The sequence below is a fragment of the Lactivibrio alcoholicus genome (assembly GCF_055390895.1).
The window spans coordinates 396,599-413,481 of the sequence record NZ_AP042471.1; the positions used below are offsets into that span (position 1 = coordinate 396,599).

The following is a 16,883-nucleotide window of genomic DNA, read 5'->3' on the forward strand; positions in this document are numbered from 1 at the left end:
GTTCACCACCTCAGGTTCATGGAGAAGCGCAACCCCCCGCCCGGAATCTGCTGGATGTCCCCGAGCTGGGTCCGGAACGAGACGGAAATTCCCTTCTGGAACGCCTGCAATCGTTCCATATCCGGGACCGAGCCCGTCAGATCTGCTCCTTCGGCATTGTACCGCAGCGACTCAACGGATACGGACGTCTCTCCCGCCGCTTTCACCGACGCGCCGAGCCGCGCGAGCATCTCCTCGAGGATCAGGCCCTTCTCTCCGCCGCGCGCCGCGTTGAGTTTCCCCCGTGCCTGGCTGACGGGATCGACGATCTTCCCCGTAGCGTCGAAGACGGAACGATAGAGCGCCGTTCCCTGATCGCGTATCCGGTCGAGGGCGCGCAGCGAGAATTCGCGCTGCGCGTACATGCCGCCCGCGGCGCAGAGCCCGGCGAGCAGGATCCACGACGCCGCCCGCGTGCAGAGGCGAATTCCCTTCTCAAGAGCGAGAACCGTGTCCACGGCACGCACGGAAAGATTGACGTCCGGAGCGAAATGCTTCCGCGACAACGTCTCCGACGCCATCCCGGCGAGGTCGTCGCGGGCGGCCCCGTCTTCCGAGTCTTCCCAGACGTACGTCTCGAGTTCTTCAACGCCGCGTCCGGACGCAAAGGAACGGATCCAGTCCGTTTCGTCCTCGATCGTCTTTCTCTTTCTGGAAACGATCCTGTACAGTACCGGGATTCCTCCGGTAAAGAGCATCGAACAGATCTCGTCCTTCAGGATACACGCGGCGAGCCCGTTGTCCGGAAGACGCGCCGCGAGCGCAAGAGGAAGCGGCCAGACACGGAGCGACCTCGCCTTGGCCGCGACGGACTCGACGACCGCAAGCTCTTCCGAGGAGAGAAAGCAGGTGATTCCGGCGCTCCCCTTTCCTTCCCTGGAGCACACCGTTGGAAACGCCTCGATCAGCGGCTTTCCCGATGTGAAAGGCTGAACCTGAAGCTTGACTGCTTCCCGTATTGCCGTCTGCCCGGAAAACGGAAAGGAAAACGGCTGGATCGACAGACTATGGAACGGCACGAGGAGAAGCAGATCGCGACCGAATGATCCGGAGACCTTCCCCTGGGGCCCCTCCGCGCCTCTTTCGTACAGCCGCACCGACGTCGCCGTGACCGGCATATCAGTACTCCTCCCATGAAACGAGGGAACAGGAGCCCGTACCTTTTTTGATGATGAAAGCGAATCTCTTCAGCAGGTCTCCCTCCATCGTCGCGGCGTCTATGGTCACACGGAAAAAGGTGCTGGTAAATGATATCAGATTCATCAGCTTCGGCAAAGATTGCTGCGGGAACGAACCGACCGCGGCGACGTCCCCGATGCTTTCAAACGGTTTATCCGCCCTCGCCTCAATGATATCCTCCGCAACGTTTCTGTCGATGTCATCGAACAATTCGAGGACATGCGCCGGAGCCATATTGATGTTGATCTTTCCGTCGCTCCAGACGGTACAGTACGCCTCAAGCCCCGACCTGTCGAACGTCCCGGACAGAATTTCCCGCGTCACTTCCGGAATCGCCAGGAGTTCCGAAAGACTCACGACAGGACGGTTCAGCCACTTCTTGTCCTCCCGGCCTCCAAGTCGGGGCATTTTGTTCGCGTCGAGAAAATCGAGAACGATATTCCCGACGTCATCCGCCTTGAGAAGACTCCAGAGATTTTCCCAGACGCTTTTCATTTCGAGCCGCAAAGTCTCTCCGTCGGGAAGAAAAAGGCTCGCTATCGGAATTCTGTCATTCAGGGGCGTTACTTCAACCGTAAGAATGCCTATCTCCGGTATCGGGAATATCATGGGTTTGAACCATGGTTCCTTTTTCGAATCGTACGCGGATTTGTCCATGACGAGTCCCCGGGCGACTTCTCCGGCGAGAACATAGGCGATACTTCTCGCCTGCAGTACGGAACGCTCCTTCATGACCCTCCGGATCTGTCCTCTCGCGTACCACGCGTACCCCATCGCACAGGAAAGAAGCATCGTGGAGACGAGAAGAACTGTCACGAGGATAAAGCCGCGGCGCGCCGGACGTCCTCTACCTCGGAAGCCAGTCCGCATAGCGCGACGAGTCCTCCCTTCTCGCGACCGTTACGCGAAAACCCACCGGGTATTCTCCAATGTACGTTCGCCCCCATGTTCCGCCGTTCCAGACTTCGACGCCGAAGCCGTCGACTCCTTCGAGAACGAGCTGCCCGGATTCGACGGGCAACTTTTCGAGATCGACCTCGTCGGGTGTTTTCGATACGGCGAACCATCGATAGAGGCCGAGGGGAAACTTCTTCGTTTTCATGATCCGCTCCCGGACGACCCGGTATATCGTGCTCCCGGGGGGAAGTCCCTGACGGGCGGAGGCTGTACCCCAGATGACGACCGTATCGTCGTTCTTTCCTTCGAGCGTGTCGTGCCGGACGATTTTCATCGCGACCGTCTTCTTCGGAGGCAGCGTCAGATTTCCGCGTGCGCACTCGACAACCGACGACGCGGCGATTCTGAGCGACGCCTCGGATCCGAAAAGCGCCTCCGTGTCGGTAACCCTTCGGATCACGAGTATCAGGGGCGCGATGGCACCTACGGCGAGGACGCCCGTCAGCGCAACCGCCACGAGGAGCTCGACGAGCGTCAGGCCGGATCGCCCCGAAGAAGTACCGCCGCATCTCCGCATTGTGGCCCTCAGCTTCCGGAGTTCCTCACCGCGACGGTTCCGGGCTTGAGGTAGGTCAGCAGCTTATCGAGAATCGGCTTCTGCCGCAGCTTCGAACTCCAGTCGATGAGTATCTTGAGATCCTCCGCCTGCGGCTCCCGCTCGAAGAACCGGAGAAGTCTGTTCAGCCCTTCGGCAAGAGCCTCGTTCGATTTCATCGCCTGTCCGAGCGAAATATGATGGTAGGCGAGCTGTTTTTCCGCGACGTCGCGAACCATGAGACTCCTGTGCGCGGCATCGAGAAGGGCTCTCTGCTCGACCGCATCGTTCGTCTGGATCGCCCTGCGGATCAGGTAGTCTCCGTAGAGCCCATGGCCCAGAAAGGAAAATCCGAAGACGGCCGCGGCCGCGATCGCGGCCCCGGCGAGCCTGACGGCCGCGGATGAGCGCCTCACGCCCGATTCATCGTCTTCTCTCCTTCCCGAAACGCACCAGACTCCCGGGAGAAGCTCCCTGTTGGCAATGGCGAACGCCAGCGCGGTCCACAGAGAATTTTCGATCCGGTGAAAGGGCCGTGAAAAGGCCGCATTGAACCAGATGAGCGCCAGACAGGCGCAGGCCCAGATCGCCTCGTCCCCGAGCGAACCGGGACGATTCGCGGACGGACGACCGAATGCCCTTCTGAAAAACGCGAAAAGCCACCAGATACCCAGACAGAGCAAAACGCCGCCGCCGGGGAATCCCGCCTCGCAGAACCACTGGAGGATCTCGTTATGCGCCCAGTGGGTATACTGGAACTTCTGCTCGGGATAACGCGAGAACGCCTCACGCTGTGCATCCAGGTAGTGCCACTTGTACTGACCGAGCCCGACCCCCCTGACGGGATGCATCGTGAACATCGTCCACGACGTCCTCCAGATACCGTCCCGACCGCCGATCTGCGTCGGATTCTCGAGGATATCCTCGACCTTGCTCCTCAGGGACCCGCTTCGCGAGGAATTGAACGCGACGCTGCACGAGAACGCGAAGAGAACCAGAAGGATTCCCGCGTAAAACCGCCGCCGCCGCGAGACGTCGCCGCTCTTCGTGTAGAGAATCCACATGAAGACGAGTGCGGCGAAAAAACCTCCGAGAGCCGAACGCGTGGTCGTTCCCCAGAGTCCCCACGCGTTCACGAGGATCAGAACGAGGACGACGTAGCAGGCGACGGGTCGGGAGGTTCCGGTTTTCCGCTGCATCTCCGGAATGACCGTGATATAGAGATACAGGGAGCACAATAGCGCGATCGCGAGCCACAGGCCGAACATCTCCTGCTGTCCCGTGTTGGCGATATAGTTGCCCGGCGTGGGAAGGATGAACGAAAAGGGATCGCTCAGGTTCCGGATCTGCAGTTCGGCGAAGAACGTACTGACGGCCCCGTTGAGGGACGCGCCGAACGCCACTGCCGCGAAACGGGAGCCCGGGAACGAGTTGTACGACAGGACGTACATGATCCACATGGACGCGAAGAAAAACCACTCGCGGAAGAAGGTCGACGGAGAACGGAGGTCGAGCCAGAGCGGCTGGACGGTCATATAGAGAAGCATGAAAAACCACAGGATCCCGAAGAGGTCGATCCGGACCCGGATTCTGTCTCCTCCGTGCCGCAGGAGACGATATCCCGCGACGACGCACGCGATTCCGACGGGAACCATCGCGACGACCCACTTCATGAGGTGGAGCGTCTGGAACCAGAAACTCCCCGAAAAGACGATATTGGGCAACGCGAGGCTTATGAACCAGAGAACAGTCAACATCCGCGCCGGAATCAGCGGAAGATCCGCTTCCGGCGCGACGGAAACCGAAATATCCGTTTTTTTCGTCCGTTTCTGCGTCACCGTACGATCACTGCCTCTCCTGGGATGGTTCCATCCGCTTCGAAAGATCGACCGTTATCTCGACGACAAGCTCGCGCTGGGCAAGTTCCTTGACCTTCCACGCGATCGGGATTCCCCTCTTCCGGTTTCCCTCGACGAGCACGGCGAGTTCCTTGAGGAGTTCCCCCGTCGGACCGTCCGGTCCCGCAAAGGGAAGATCCTTCCTGTCCCCCGACCTTCGCCCCGGTTTCGTCCCCGTTTCCTTCGCGAGCCTCTCGACCTCTCCCGCGGGCGTATTCTCCTCGATCGCCTGCTTCGCGAGAGAACGCTGCTCTTCCTCCGGCAGGCCGACAAGCGCGCGGGCCTGGCGCTCGCCGAGGCGCCCCTCGATGACGAACCTCTGTACTTCCGGGTCGAGACGCAGCAGACGCAGTTTGTTCGCGAGGGAAGCCTGGGAAAGACCGATCCGCTTCGCGGCGTCGACCTGCGTCCACCCGGTCCTGTCGAGAATGTCGCGAAGGCACATCGCCTCCTCGACCGCGGAGAGATCGCTCCTGTGAATGTTCTCGACAAGGGCGAAGATTTGCTGTTCGGATGGGGTGACCTCTGTGATGAGCGCCGGAATCGTCGCAAGTCCCGCGATCTTCGCGGCACGGAGTCGTCGTTCTCCCGCGACGAGCTCGTACCCCTGGTCCTGTTTACAAACGACGATCGGCTGCAGAACGCCGACCTCCCTGATGGAGTCCGCGAGTTGCTGAAGTTCCTCGACATCGAAATGCTGACGGGGCTGCCGGGGATTCGGATGAACCGATTCGACCGGAACGTGTGCGAGCTCCGGCTTCCGGGAAGTTCCGTCGTCCTGGAGAAAGTGCATCATGCCCGACATGTCTTCCTCGCTCCCTTATATTCTCCGGTTCCATCATACAGCCGGAGATCGTTCTCCGGGTCCAGAAAAACGCCTAATACGACCTCGCGGGATTCTCGAATTTCGTGTATTCCCTCAGGAAGACGAGCTGGACCTCACCGGTCGGCCCGTTCCGGTGCTTCGCGATGTTCAGGTACGCAAGCGTATTTTCTTCCTCCTCGGGGACTGGAGAATCGTAATACCCCGGCCTGTAGAGCAGGATGACGATGTCCGCGTCCTGCTCGATGGCCCCACTGTCCCGAAGGTCGGAAAGCTGCGGCTTCTTGTCGGTCCGCTGTTCGACGGCCCGCGAAAGCTGCGACAGCGCGATGATCGGAACATTCAGTTCACGCGCGACGCCCTTCAGGGCACGGGAGATTTCGGCAACTTCCTGCTGCTTGCTGTCGATCTTCCGCGCGTAGTTCATCAGCTGGAGATAATCGACGACGACCAGTCCGAGATTTTTGAAACGGGACTGGAAACGGCGGCACCTCGCCCGGAATTCGAGCGTCGAGAGCATCGAACTGTCGTCGATGTAAATCGGAGCCGACGAAAGCCTCCCGGCCGCGTCTGCGAGCTTTTCCCAGGCGGACTCGGCAAACGCCCCGGTCCTGAGTTCGTGGATGTTGATCCGCGCTTCGGCTCCGAGCATCCGCTGGACGAGCTGCTCCGCACCCATTTCCAGGCTGAAGATCAGAGTGGGAGCTTCTTTCGTGACGCCGCAGTACTGCGCCATGTTGATCGCGAGCGCGGTCTTTCCCATCGAAGGACGAGCGGCGATGATATTCAGGCTGCCCGGTTGAAATCCTCCCGTCATCCGGTCGAGCTCGAAAAATCCCGATGGAAGCCCCGTTACATCCTGATCCGCCTTGTGATACTGCTCTTCGATGGTATGAAACGCCTGTCCGAGAACATCGGCGATCGACCGGAAATTCGTCCTGTTGCGGTGCATCGCGATCTCGAAGACCGCGCGCTCCGCTTCCTCGAGGATTTCCTCGACGTCCATGTCCTCGGAGTATCCGAGGCGCGTTATGGTCGTTCCCGCCGCGATGAGCCGCCTGTGAATCCCCTTGTCCTTGACGATGCGCGCATAGTATTCCGCATTCGCCGTACTCGATACCTGGTCCACGAGCGAGGCGACAAACGGCTGCCCCCCGAGCCGGTCGCTCTTGCCCGTACGCGACATCTCCTCCAGCAGCGTCAGGGGGTCGATCGCGATGTCCCTCTGGGACATGTCCGCGATCATCTCGTAGGCGGTCCGGTTCGAAAGATCGTAAAAATCCTCCGGAGAAAGAAGTTCGGTGACGACATTGAGAGCGTCCCTGTCCATCAGGCACGCCCCGAGGACCGCGCGCTCCGCCTCGAGACTGTATGGGGGCGTCCGTTCGAAGGATCCGTCCGGCACTAGAAAACTCCGTCGACCTGGAGCGTCATCTGCGCCTCGACGCCGGGAAAGAGCCGCAGAACGACTGTGTATGCGCCGGTATGACGGACCGTTTCCTCAAGGCGAATGTCCTTCTTGTCGACCCGGACGCCGAGCTGCTTTTCGATGCCTTCCGCGATGTCTGCTCCGGTGACGCCGCCGAAAAGCTTGCCCTTTTCCCCGGCGCTCACGGTCAGAACCACCCTCTTGCCCTGAAGGAGCTTTCTCTGTTCCTCCGCGACTGCGCGGTTCTTCTCTTCCCTGTTCTGCCGGGCTTCGTGACGGGTCTTCCATTCGTTCACCTTCGAGGGCGTCGCTTCCTCGGCAAGCCCCTTCGGTATCAGAAAGTTGCGGGCATACCCTTCGGAAGCCTCCATCAGATCTCCGCGTTTCCCGAGCTTCGGGACATCGTTCAAAAGAATGACCTTCATGCGCTTCCCCTCCCAACCCTGTTTCTCACATCGAACCACATGTCCCCCGCGCCCGCCATGACGGCTACAGTCGAGAAGAGGGGGATGAACACGACCATCACTATAATAATCGCACCGAACGGCGCTTTCCAGCTCCATCGTCTGAGGAAGAACCAGAGGAGAGAGACTCCCTGAAGAAGAAAGACGACATGGATGCACATCTTGAGATTGATGGCTATCTTCGTCGCGAAGAGCCCCCACTCGGTGTCCTGTCCGAGGAACGGAAGAAGGAGAGAGACGACGAGGGCTCCGAGGACGCTCTTCGGAAAACGCCACTCCGAAAACGACGGCAGGGACGGCATGTCTCCCCCCGTCCTTCGGACGACCGCGGCGCTCACGACGTAACTCAGGTAGCAGTCGAGCGCGGACGCCATGATCAGAATCGTCGGGAATATCGTGGGAAGCAGACGCAGCGCGGCCATAACCTGCTCGCGCGCCTGGGAGAGCGCATCGGAAGACGCCCCGAACGTCCCGTAGAAGGCGAAGATGCGATCGACGACCTCCGTGATTTCCTTCGGGTCCATCGAGAACGGATCGACCCCCGTAAGTGCCTTCGCAGCCACCATCAGCAGGATCTTGCTGCCAAGAGAGACGAGAATCCCGTACAGGATGACGTCGACACCGCGGGAGCAGCGCCCGGCGAGGACTCCGAGCCCCACACCGAGAACGCCGAACCCGAGAAAGAAAAAAGCGGCTCCCGTCGGCCCTGAAAGCATAAGGACGATCGCAGTCGCGGCAATGAGCCCCAGTGCCGCGAACCGGATGCTGTGGCGCAGTCCCAGGACGACGAGAGGCGCCGGGCACAGAAAGGAGAACGCTATTCCCGCGACGGGAAGAAAACGGGCCGCGAGGAAGAGGGCTGCCGCTAGCCCTGCAAGAAGGGACGCCTCAACCATATTTCGCGTCGAAACCACGGGGTTCCTCCTCTTCAGACGACATGAAAAAGAGGGGAGAAGCGATTCCGCCGCCCCCCTCGAACAGTGATCGTACCGATTTCCGGCGAATCCGCTAGTCTACGGCGTAGGGAAGCAACGCCATATAACGCGCCCGCTTCACCGCGATCGTCAGCTGACGCTGATGCTTCGCGCAGTTTCCGGAAACGCGCCGCGGCATGATCTTGCCGCGGTCACTGATGTATTTGCGGAGTTTCTCGACATCCTTGTAATCGACGTGCTCGATCTTGTCGACACAGAAAAAACAGACCTTCGGGCGACGTTTCCCGCCCCTGCGGCCCGCACCGCCACGCGGTCTGTCACCGCCCGCCGCGCCACCCGCAGCTCCGGCTCCGTATGCGGCCATGCGTGGTCCTCCTTTCGTCCCCTAGAAGGGGATTTCAACCTCATCTTCATTTCCGGCGTCCACCTGGGAAATATCCATCGGGAAATCATCCCCACCGAACCCCTTTTCCCGAAGACTGCCGAACTCTCCACCCTCGGAAGCCCCCTGCTCGTCGGACTTCCTGCCGCCGAGGAACACCACGCTCGATGCGACGACCTCGGTCACCCATCGCTTCGTACCGTCCTTGGCGTCGTAGTTCCGGACCTGGATACGCCCCTCGACAAGAACGGGACGCCCCTTCCGGAGATACTTCTCACAGTTTTCCGCCTGCGCCCCCCAGACAACGACGGGAACGAAGTCCGTTCGTTCCTGGAGATCGCCGCCGGCTCCCTTCCACTGGCTGCCGATGGCCACCGTGAAACTCGCGACGGCCTGCTTGTTGACGGTATACCTGATCTCGGGATCCTTCGTCAGATTCCCCATCAGGATAACCTTGTTGAACCCCCGGGCCATCGGACTACTCCTCGTCGAGGCAGACGATCATGGTTCTCATCACGTTCTGCCGCAGCCCCAGAAGTCGCTTGAGTTCGACGATCCGGTCCGGTTCTACGGAAAACGCGGTGAGCGAATATACCCCCTCCTGCTTCTTCCGGATGGGATACGCAAACCGCCGCTTCCCCCAAACATCCGTCTTGGCAACCTCTCCGCCAAGTGTTCGCACGACCTCTTCCACCTTCGCGATCTCTTCCTTCGGGTCTTCGAGATCCGCGCTGACGATCATCATCATTTCGTACGGTCGCACGCCTGTCACCTCCTCCCTATGGACATATGGCCTCGTTCCCGAGGCAGGGAAATACAAAACAGGATTATACGCTTCCATCATTTTTTCGGCAACACATCCCCGGATGTGATGATGATCTTGTAGATCTTTTCTCCGGGCATGGCGAGATTGTATTTGTCCCTCGCCATGTGGGCGACCCCTTCTTCGGTGCTGTAGAACGAAATCTGCTCACGCATTTCCTGAAGGGCCCTCGTCTTCCCGACGAGAAGCTCCATCCGGCTGTCGATCGTCGCCGAAAGTTCGTGGATCTCTCTCAGTTCGATGACGTACGCGGTCCCCATAATCGTAGCGAAGAGCGCGACCGCCGCGGCGAGGACGACCCAGCGGAGTCTGAGCACGGCTACATCTTCTCGGGCGCCGACACTCCGAGAAGGCGAAGCGCGCTTCCGAGGACGATGCCCGTCGCGCGGACGAGCAACAGACGCGCCTTCACGATCTTCTCCTCTTCTCCGAGAATGCGGTGCGCGTTGTAGAAGGAATGGAAATCCCCCGCAAGCGAATACGCGTACGACGCGATGACATGGGGAGCCAGTTCGCGCGAGGCCTTTCCGACTTCCTTCGGAAACGAATCGAGCGTTGCGACCAGACGCTTTTCCTCGTCCGACGCATACTCGAAGCCGCGCAGGACAGCGGGATCGGGAAGCGGGATGCCACGGGCTTCCGTCTCTCTGAGGACGCTTCGGATCCGCGCATGGGCGTACTGGATGTAATAGACCGGATTTTCATTGGACTGCTGCTTCGCGAGCTCGAGATCGAAATCGAGATGGCTGTCGCTCCGGCGCATGACGAAGAAATACCGCGTCGCGTCCACACCGACCTCGTCGAGAACCTCGCGAAGCGTCACGAATTCGCCGGATCTCGTGGACATCGCGACGGGAGTGCCGTCGCGCAGCAGATTGACGAACTGGATCAGCAGGACGGAGAGGTCCTCGGGATCTCTCCCGAGCGCTTCGACGGCCGCTTTCATCCTCGGCACGTATCCGTGATGGTCCGCGCCCCAGATATCGATGACCTTCGAAAATCCCCGGTCGAACTTGTTCTTGTGGTACGTGATATCCGACGCGAAATATGTCGGAACCCCGTTCGACCGGATCAGGACGCGATCCTTTTCGTCGGTGAAACCGGTCGCCTTGAACCAGAGCGCTCCTTCATGCTCGAAGGCGAAATCCCGGTTCTTCAGAAACTCCATCGTCTTCGGAACGTCATCCGCGACATAGAGGTCCTTCTCGGAGAACCAGACGTCGAACCGCACGCCGAAATCGGAAAGATCGGACCTGATGGTCGCGAGGATCCGGTCTCCGGCAAACTGCCTGAAGTACGGAAGCGACTCCTGCAACGGAAGAGCGAGGAGCGAATCGCCCTTTTCGGCGATCACGGCCTGGGCGAGATCGTAGATATACGCGCCCTTGTATCCGTCCTCGGGAAACGGAGCCCGTTCCCCCTTTCCCAGAAGTTCGAAGTACCGTGCCTGGGTCGAACGCCCGAGGATGGACATCTGGAGCCCCGCATCGTTGATATAGTACTCGCGTTGAACGGAGTATCCCGAAAAGTCGAGGATCCGGGCCACGATATCGCCCACCGCGGCGCCGCGTCCGTGTCCGACGTGCAGCGGCCCCGTCGGGTTCGCGCTGACGAATTCGACCTGGACCCGGCGACCGCCGCCGGTATCGCTCCGCCCGTACGTCTCCTCCTCCCGAAGGACCGTCGCAACCGTGTCGGACATCCAGGAATCCGTAAGAAAGAAATTCACGAATCCGGGTCCCGCGACTTCCGTCCGCGCGATGCCGTCTCCCACAGGAATATGACCGCACAACTTCGCGGCCACGTCGCGCGGATTCTTTCTGAGCGTCCGCGCGAGCTGCATCGCGACGTTCGTGGACCAGTCCCCCTGATCCTTTCTCTTCGGTCGCTCGAGCAGAACCTCCGGCAATACCGCCGGGTCGAAATCCATTTCGGAAGCGCACGAAAGGAGCGCCTCCCTGATGCGTGTCGCCAAACTTTCCGTGATATCCGCCATACTGTGTGCCTCCGTCAATGTCCCTAGCGCCCGAGACGCACGGGAAGTGTCCTGTGGGAGAAGTTGAACCACCGCTGCATGGATTCGGAATACGACTTCGCCGCGATTTCGTCGAACGTTTCCGTCTTTACGATGATTCTGGACGAACCCGATATGGACCGTTTCCGCTCATGCAGGCTCAATGTTTCGTCATACGAAATCTTGTCGAAGACCTTGCCCGACGAGGGGGCCATCGGCAACAACGTCGTCTTCGGAGGATAGTGCAGGTCGAATGCCTGTTCGACGACGAACGGGAAGAGAACCGTGAACGGAGGCTGCACTTTCGCCGCCTCGATCAGGATATCCGGTACGACGAGGGGGAGTGTCACGAGAATATCCTTCCCCGCCGAAATACCGCGCTTCGGTCGGAGGGACGCCGTGATCCGGATCCCCGATCGCGTCCCCTGAATGTCCTGCGACTCGACATCGCCCGCGGGAATCCCGAGATTCTCGAGCAACCGGCTCCCGTCCTCCGGAGTGATTTTTCTGTCGCCGACCAGGATGTCGGCCCATCCGTTCCGGGCGATCACATCGAGCATTCCCGTAATTGTTCCGTCTTCGAGAAGGTCGAAATTCCACCTGAAGATGAGCTTGTGCTCTCTCGCTCCTCCCGGAGAAACGCGACGCGATTCGAGCCCCTTCTGCGAGAGCTGGTAGACGGTTCGTCCCCAGAGAGCGGACGGCGTCTCGGTCGTCACTCCCTGGGTCAGGTCGAGAAAGAAGGAATCGCGCCCCGCGCACGATACCTCCAGGATCGGACGCAGGACCAGTCCCTCGGTCGCCGGAGCCTCGTCGTTGATCGTCGTCGCGGAAAGCCAGCAGACTCTGGTCGTCCACGAGGCTTCGCGGAGCCATTTCGAAAGGATGAGGATTTTCTCCCACTGTGTCCATGGCCCTTCGGAGGGGATGTCGGGACGGACGTTCGATCCGATCGCATTCTCCCTTCCGAGAGAGAGCGTGGGCGATGAGGCGACGAACGAGAGAACGGCTTCGCCGGCCCTGATCTTGTTGACGCCGTTCATCGCGCTGCGGAGCGCGGCGGGAGGAGCCGGGATCGCACGCGTCTCCATGGACCGGAACATCCGCGTTACCGGTTCGGTTCCCTTTCGCATTCCGAAGGCGATGAACCGTCTCGTATCGCCGAGGAGCGAGACGTTCCTGTGAGCCGGAGTGTTGACGACCCTGAAACGGTATTCCCTGCCCGCCCCAGTGTCCTCGCGCGACGGGACCTCGCTTCCGGCAACGGCGAGCTCGCTTCCCGAGGGGACCGTCACGATGACCCGGAGCTCCCACTGGGGCAGTTCCTCCGAAATCCACACGAGATCATCCACCCCGAAGTGCCTCGGGAACGTCTCGGCAACCGTCAGGTCGAGAACCTGCTCCTCCCGGAGAGGCGGAAAGCGGACTTCGGCGAGAGTCGCTCCTCCGCTCTCGTACGTCCGGGGAATGACTGGCGTTACCATCCTGCCTGTCCCGGGATCATAGATCTTCGAGTCCCGGATCTCAACTTTCCCCCCCTCGGGGACCAGGAACGTCCAGGTTCGCCATCGCTCGCCGAGGGTCTGTCTGCCGAGAATCACGAGGCGAGTCGTCCGGGTCATGCTCCCGTCGGCGGAGAGGGCATAGTGGACATCCTTGAGCCAGATGATCCCGTCCGCCTTCGGAAACGAGCTGAAGTCGGGCGATTCCTGAATCATTCTCTCGATCGTCGCGCCGTCCTGCCGCCCCGCCCTTGCCGCGCCGAGCGGAGCGGCACACGCCGTTCCCGCGGTCAGGACGAGCAGAACGCATATCAGCCGAACTCCCGCAACGCACCGGAGTCGTCGCATACCCCATCCCCCCCTAGGCGTTTCGTCCGCAGCAGTGTTTGTACTTCTTCCCGCTGCCGCACGGGCACGGGTCGTTCCTCCCCACCTTCGGTCCTTTCCTGACCGGTTGCGGCCGCTCATCGCCGCCGGACTGGAACGTCTGCTCCTGCCTCGGGAAAGGAAGGAGCGGGTTTCTCTCCTCGCGTCCGGGCCGCGGCGAACGGTATTCCCTCCCGGGTTCCTCGGTCACGATCGTAACACGGAACGCGAGTTCCGCGATGGAGTCCCTCACGCGCTCCATCATTTCCTGAAAGAGATTGTACGACTCGAACTGATACTCGAGCAGGGGATCCTTCTGTCCGATCGCCCGGAGACCGATGCCGCGCCGCAGTTCGTCCATCGCGAGAAGGTGGTCTTTCCAGTTCGAATCCAGCGTGTTGAGGACGATGAACCGGCAGAGCCTCCCCGCGACGTCACCCTCGAGCGTCGCGATTTTCCCGGCGAAACGCTTCCGGACCTCTTCCCTGATATCGTCGCGTACGGGTTCGAGAAGCGTCCGCGTGTCGACGCCCGCGAGAAACCGGTCGAACCCGGGCCCGAAGACGGCCTTCAGGCGCGAGAGCGCCCGAACCGGGTCGCACTCCCCCTCTTCGGGAAAGAAGCGGTCGAGAATGTCGTCGACGACTCCTTCGAGAACTTCCTGGACGTGCGACAGGATGTCGGGATCGGAGAGGATCTTCTGGCGTTCCTCGTAGACGGCCTCGCGCTGCCGGTTCATGACGTTGTCGTACGCGAGGAGCTGTTTGCGGATATCGAAGTGCATCGCCTCGACCTTTTTCTGGGCGGACTCGATCGCTTTCGTGAGGAGTGGGTGCTCTATCGATTCCCCCTCCTCCATGCCGAACTTCTCCATGAGCCCCTGGATCCGTTCCGACCCGAAAAGCCGGAGCAGATCGTCTTCGAGAGAGAGGTAGAAGCGGCTCGCGCCGGGGTCTCCCTGTCGCCCGGAACGTCCCCGGAGCTGGTTGTCGATTCGGCGCGCCTCGTGACGTTCCGTGCCGATGATGTGCAGACCTCCGAGTCCGACGACCTTCTCCCGTTCGGCCGCGCATTCCCTGCGGCGCACGTCGAGATATTTCCGGCATGTCTCGGGATTCTGCGCGGGATCGACCGATTCCTTCCTGCAATCTTCGCGCGCGAGGAACTCGGGGTTGCCGCCAAGGATGATGTCCGTCCCGCGTCCGGCCATATTCGTCGCGACGGTGACCGCGCCGAGATGTCCGGCCTGCGCGACGATCTGCGCCTCCATCTCGTGATGTTTGGCGTTCAGGACCTGGTGGGGGATCTTCCGTGCCCGCAGAAGCTTGCTCACGCGTTCGGAGTTCTCGATGGACGTCGTACCGACGAGGACGGGAACACCACGTCCGTGCAGATCCTCGACCTCTTCCGCGACCGCCGCGAACTTCTCCATGACCGTCCGGTAGATTACGTCCGGGTTGTCCTTCCGGACCATCGGCTGGTTCGTCGGCAATACGGCGACGCCCAGACCGTAGATGTCCTTGAATTCCTCGGACTCGGTGAAGGCCGTTCCCGTCATGCCGGCGAGTTTCCGATACATCCGGAAATAGTTCTGGATCGTTATCGTCGCGAGCGTCTGGCTTTCCCGTCCGACCCGGACGCCCTCCTTCGCCTCGATCGCCTGGTGCAGACCGTCGGAGTACCGCCGCCCGAACATCAGACGCCCCGTGAATTCGTCGACAATGACGATCTCTCCGTCTTTCACGACGTAGTGCACGTCGCGCTGGAAGAGCGTGTGCGCCTTGACGGCCTGCGAGATGCGGTGCGCGAGATCGGAATGGGCCGCGTCCGAGAAGAGCGCGGGCAGGTTGACGAGTTTCTCGCACTTCGCGATGCCCGCTTCGGTCAGCGAGATGTTCCGCTCCTTCTCGTCCTTCTCGAAGTCGGTTCCTTCCTTCAGCTGCCTCGCGACCCGGTCCGCCGTCACGTACAGCTCGACGGAGTCGTCCGAGGGCCCCGAGATGATCAGCGGCGTTCGCGCCTCGTCGATCAGGATCGAGTCGACCTCGTCGACGATGCAGAAGTTGTGTTCGCGCTGGACCAGATATTCCTCCGCTATCGCCATGTTGTCGCGGAGGTAGTCGAAGCCGAACTCGCTGTTCGTTCCGTAGGTGATGTCGGCGAGATAGGCGTTCCGTCGCTCTTCTGGCTCCATGAACGCGTAGATGACCCCGACCGAGAGACCGAGCGCCCGGTAGACCGGACCCATCCAGTCCGAGTCGCGTCGCGCGAGATAGTCGTTCACGGTCACGACGTGGGCTCCCTTCCCCGAGAGCGCGTTCAGGACGACGGCCAGCGTGGCCACGAGGGTCTTTCCCTCGCCCGTCTTCATCTCGGCGATCTTTCCCTCGTGGAGGGCCATTCCTCCCATGAGCTGGACGTCGAAATGACGCAGACCTATGGTACGCTGGGATATTTCGCGAACGACCGCGAAAACCTCCGGAAGAAGATCGTCGAGCGTTTCACCCGCTTCGATGCGTCCGCGGAACTCCGGCCCCTTCGCCTTGAGTTCTTCATCGCTCAGAGCCTGCATCGCCGGTTCGAGTTCGTTGATTCCGGCTGCAACGGTGCGGTATCGAGAGAGCGCACGTTCGTTTGGGTCCAGCCCAAGCGCGCGCCTGATCCGTTCAAGCATTGAAGTCACCTCGTAGAAAAGAATCGTTCATAATTCCCATGCATGGTTTTTTATTATCCCACAGACGGGACGATTGTGACGAGCCATACGGCGGATAGATCACCGCGGGCTCGTTTTCGGGAAGGAGATGCGTTCGCGGGGGCAATTCACCGGACATCCGGAAAACATGCGTATCGCTCCGACGCGGAAGGATCGCTCATGCATCCATCAGAAGGCGTTTTCCCTTGACCAGGTAGTTCATACCGGACCAGACCGTCAGAAGCATCGCGGCCCACATGGCGATCATGCCTCCGGGGAGGTTGAAAATGAGAAGACAAATCGCCACGATCTGCGCCACGGTCTTGATCTTACCGCCCTTCGACGCCGCGATGACGATTCCTTCCGCCGCCGCGGCCATTCGTACCCCGGTTACGATGAAATCGCGGGAGATGATGATGACGACGATCCAGGCCGGGAGCCGCTGGAGTTCCACGAGAGAGATCAAGGCCGCGATGACGAGGATTTTGTCCGCGAGAGGATCGATGAATTTGCCGAGATTCGTCACCATTCCTTTCTTCCGGGCGATGTACCCGTCGGCCGTGTCCGTAAGTGCGGCGAGAATGAACACCAGACCGGCGATCAGGTCTCCGTAGCTTACGGTAATTCCGATGGACTCGAAGATGCGGATCGGCGAACTGATCTTGAGCGTCAGAAAGATCAGCACGAGCGGCGCGAGAAAGACCCGGAGCAGACTCAGAAGATTCGGCAGGTTGAAGCGCAGCTTCACCGCATTTTCCTCCTTCGTGCGGACAGGTTCGTCATTGTTGCATCATTATCGTCCAAAGAGTGTCCGGCGTCCACCAAAAAAGGGGCGGGGCGCCCCG

Annotated in this window: 16 protein-coding genes; all 16 read right to left on the bottom strand. The window is 60.6% G+C overall.

Going from position 1 to position 16,883, the window contains the following annotated elements; genetic code table 11:
- Nucleotides 1-2 precede the first annotated feature (2 nt).
- Nucleotides 3-1,157 (bottom strand): type II secretion system protein GspL, encoded by a 1,155-nt coding sequence (gspL, locus tag ACZ5IU_RS02005; RefSeq protein ID WP_464419999.1) that lies wholly within the window; start codon nucleotides 1,155-1,157, stop codon nucleotides 3-5.
- A 1-nt stretch (nucleotide 1,158) separates the two neighbouring features.
- Nucleotides 1,159-2,034: a type II secretion system minor pseudopilin gene (locus tag ACZ5IU_RS02010; RefSeq protein ID WP_464420001.1), complete on the bottom strand. Its 876-nt coding sequence runs from the start codon at nucleotides 2,032-2,034 to the stop codon at nucleotides 1,159-1,161.
- 31 nt (nucleotides 2,035-2,065) lie between these two features.
- On the bottom strand, nucleotides 2,066-2,692 hold the full coding sequence (locus ACZ5IU_RS02015) for a type II secretion system protein (RefSeq protein ID WP_464420003.1): 627 nt from the start codon (nucleotides 2,690-2,692) through the stop codon (nucleotides 2,066-2,068).
- Nucleotides 2,693-2,700: 8 nt separating this feature from the next.
- Nucleotides 2,701-4,548: an O-antigen ligase family protein gene (locus ACZ5IU_RS02020; protein WP_464420005.1), complete on the bottom strand. Its 1,848-nt coding sequence runs from the start codon at nucleotides 4,546-4,548 to the stop codon at nucleotides 2,701-2,703.
- 7 nt (nucleotides 4,549-4,555) lie between these two features.
- The gene (locus ACZ5IU_RS02025; RefSeq protein ID WP_464420007.1) at nucleotides 4,556-5,404 is read right to left on the bottom strand and encodes a ParB/RepB/Spo0J family partition protein; all 849 of its coding nucleotides are present in this window, start codon (nucleotides 5,402-5,404) and stop codon (nucleotides 4,556-4,558) included.
- A gap of 82 nt (nucleotides 5,405-5,486) precedes the next feature.
- The gene (gene dnaB, locus ACZ5IU_RS02030) at nucleotides 5,487-6,836 is read right to left on the bottom strand and encodes a replicative DNA helicase (RefSeq protein WP_464420009.1); all 1,350 of its coding nucleotides are present in this window, start codon (nucleotides 6,834-6,836) and stop codon (nucleotides 5,487-5,489) included.
- Complete coding sequence (rplI, locus tag ACZ5IU_RS02035) at nucleotides 6,836-7,285, bottom strand: 50S ribosomal protein L9 (RefSeq protein ID WP_464420011.1); 450 nt, start codon at nucleotides 7,283-7,285, stop codon at nucleotides 6,836-6,838. Before rplI ends, dnaB begins: the two co-directional genes overlap by 1 nt.
- Nucleotides 7,282-8,238: a YybS family protein gene (locus tag ACZ5IU_RS02040; protein ID WP_464420013.1), complete on the bottom strand. Its 957-nt coding sequence runs from the start codon at nucleotides 8,236-8,238 to the stop codon at nucleotides 7,282-7,284. The genes rplI and ACZ5IU_RS02040 overlap by 4 nt, the downstream gene beginning before the upstream one ends.
- A gap of 94 nt (nucleotides 8,239-8,332) precedes the next feature.
- The gene (rpsR, locus tag ACZ5IU_RS02045) at nucleotides 8,333-8,623 is read right to left on the bottom strand and encodes a 30S ribosomal protein S18 (protein WP_464420015.1); all 291 of its coding nucleotides are present in this window, start codon (nucleotides 8,621-8,623) and stop codon (nucleotides 8,333-8,335) included.
- A 21-nt stretch (nucleotides 8,624-8,644) separates the two neighbouring features.
- Nucleotides 8,645-9,115: a single-stranded DNA-binding protein gene (locus ACZ5IU_RS02050; protein ID WP_464420017.1), complete on the bottom strand. Its 471-nt coding sequence runs from the start codon at nucleotides 9,113-9,115 to the stop codon at nucleotides 8,645-8,647.
- A 4-nt stretch (nucleotides 9,116-9,119) separates the two neighbouring features.
- Complete coding sequence (rpsF, locus tag ACZ5IU_RS02055) at nucleotides 9,120-9,404, bottom strand: 30S ribosomal protein S6 (RefSeq protein ID WP_464420019.1); 285 nt, start codon at nucleotides 9,402-9,404, stop codon at nucleotides 9,120-9,122.
- Between the two features lie 77 nt (nucleotides 9,405-9,481).
- Nucleotides 9,482-9,781: an FtsB/FtsL family cell division protein gene (locus tag ACZ5IU_RS02060; RefSeq protein WP_464420021.1), complete on the bottom strand. Its 300-nt coding sequence runs from the start codon at nucleotides 9,779-9,781 to the stop codon at nucleotides 9,482-9,484.
- 2 nt (nucleotides 9,782-9,783) lie between these two features.
- A complete protein-coding gene (gene argS, locus ACZ5IU_RS02065; protein ID WP_464420023.1) occupies nucleotides 9,784-11,460 on the bottom strand; it encodes an arginine--tRNA ligase in 1,677 nt (558 codons plus the stop codon).
- 23 nt (nucleotides 11,461-11,483) lie between these two features.
- Entirely contained in the window at nucleotides 11,484-13,328 is a 1,845-nt protein-coding gene (locus ACZ5IU_RS02070; RefSeq protein ID WP_464420025.1) for a hypothetical protein, read from the bottom strand.
- A 13-nt stretch (nucleotides 13,329-13,341) separates the two neighbouring features.
- Nucleotides 13,342-16,020, bottom strand: coding sequence for a preprotein translocase subunit SecA (gene secA, locus ACZ5IU_RS02075; RefSeq protein ID WP_464420027.1), 2,679 nt, complete (start codon nucleotides 16,018-16,020; stop codon nucleotides 13,342-13,344).
- Between the two features lie 196 nt (nucleotides 16,021-16,216).
- A complete protein-coding gene (pgsA, locus tag ACZ5IU_RS02080; protein ID WP_464420029.1) occupies nucleotides 16,217-16,786 on the bottom strand; it encodes a CDP-diacylglycerol--glycerol-3-phosphate 3-phosphatidyltransferase in 570 nt (189 codons plus the stop codon).
- Between the last annotated feature and the right edge of the window lie 97 nt (nucleotides 16,787-16,883).

Coding starts and splice junctions, on each gene's coding strand:
- secA (WP_464420027.1), bottom strand. CDS start 16,020: ATGCTTGAACGGATCAGGCGCGCGCTTGGGCTGGACCCAAACGAACGT.
- ACZ5IU_RS02015 (WP_464420003.1), bottom strand. CDS start 2,692: ATGCGGAGATGCGGCGGTACTTCTTCGGGGCGATCCGGCCTGACGCTC.
- gspL (WP_464419999.1), bottom strand. CDS start 1,157: ATGCCGGTCACGGCGACGTCGGTGCGGCTGTACGAAAGAGGCGCGGAG.
- ACZ5IU_RS02070 (WP_464420025.1), bottom strand. CDS start 13,328: ATGCGACGACTCCGGTGCGTTGCGGGAGTTCGGCTGATATGCGTTCTG.
- ACZ5IU_RS02050 (WP_464420017.1), bottom strand. CDS start 9,115: ATGGCCCGGGGGTTCAACAAGGTTATCCTGATGGGGAATCTGACGAAG.
- rpsR (WP_464420015.1), bottom strand. CDS start 8,623: ATGGCCGCATACGGAGCCGGAGCTGCGGGTGGCGCGGCGGGCGGTGAC.
- ACZ5IU_RS02025 (WP_464420007.1), bottom strand. CDS start 5,404: ATGATGCACTTTCTCCAGGACGACGGAACTTCCCGGAAGCCGGAGCTC.
- rplI (WP_464420011.1), bottom strand. CDS start 7,285: ATGAAGGTCATTCTTTTGAACGATGTCCCGAAGCTCGGGAAACGCGGA.
- argS (WP_464420023.1), bottom strand. CDS start 11,460: ATGGCGGATATCACGGAAAGTTTGGCGACACGCATCAGGGAGGCGCTC.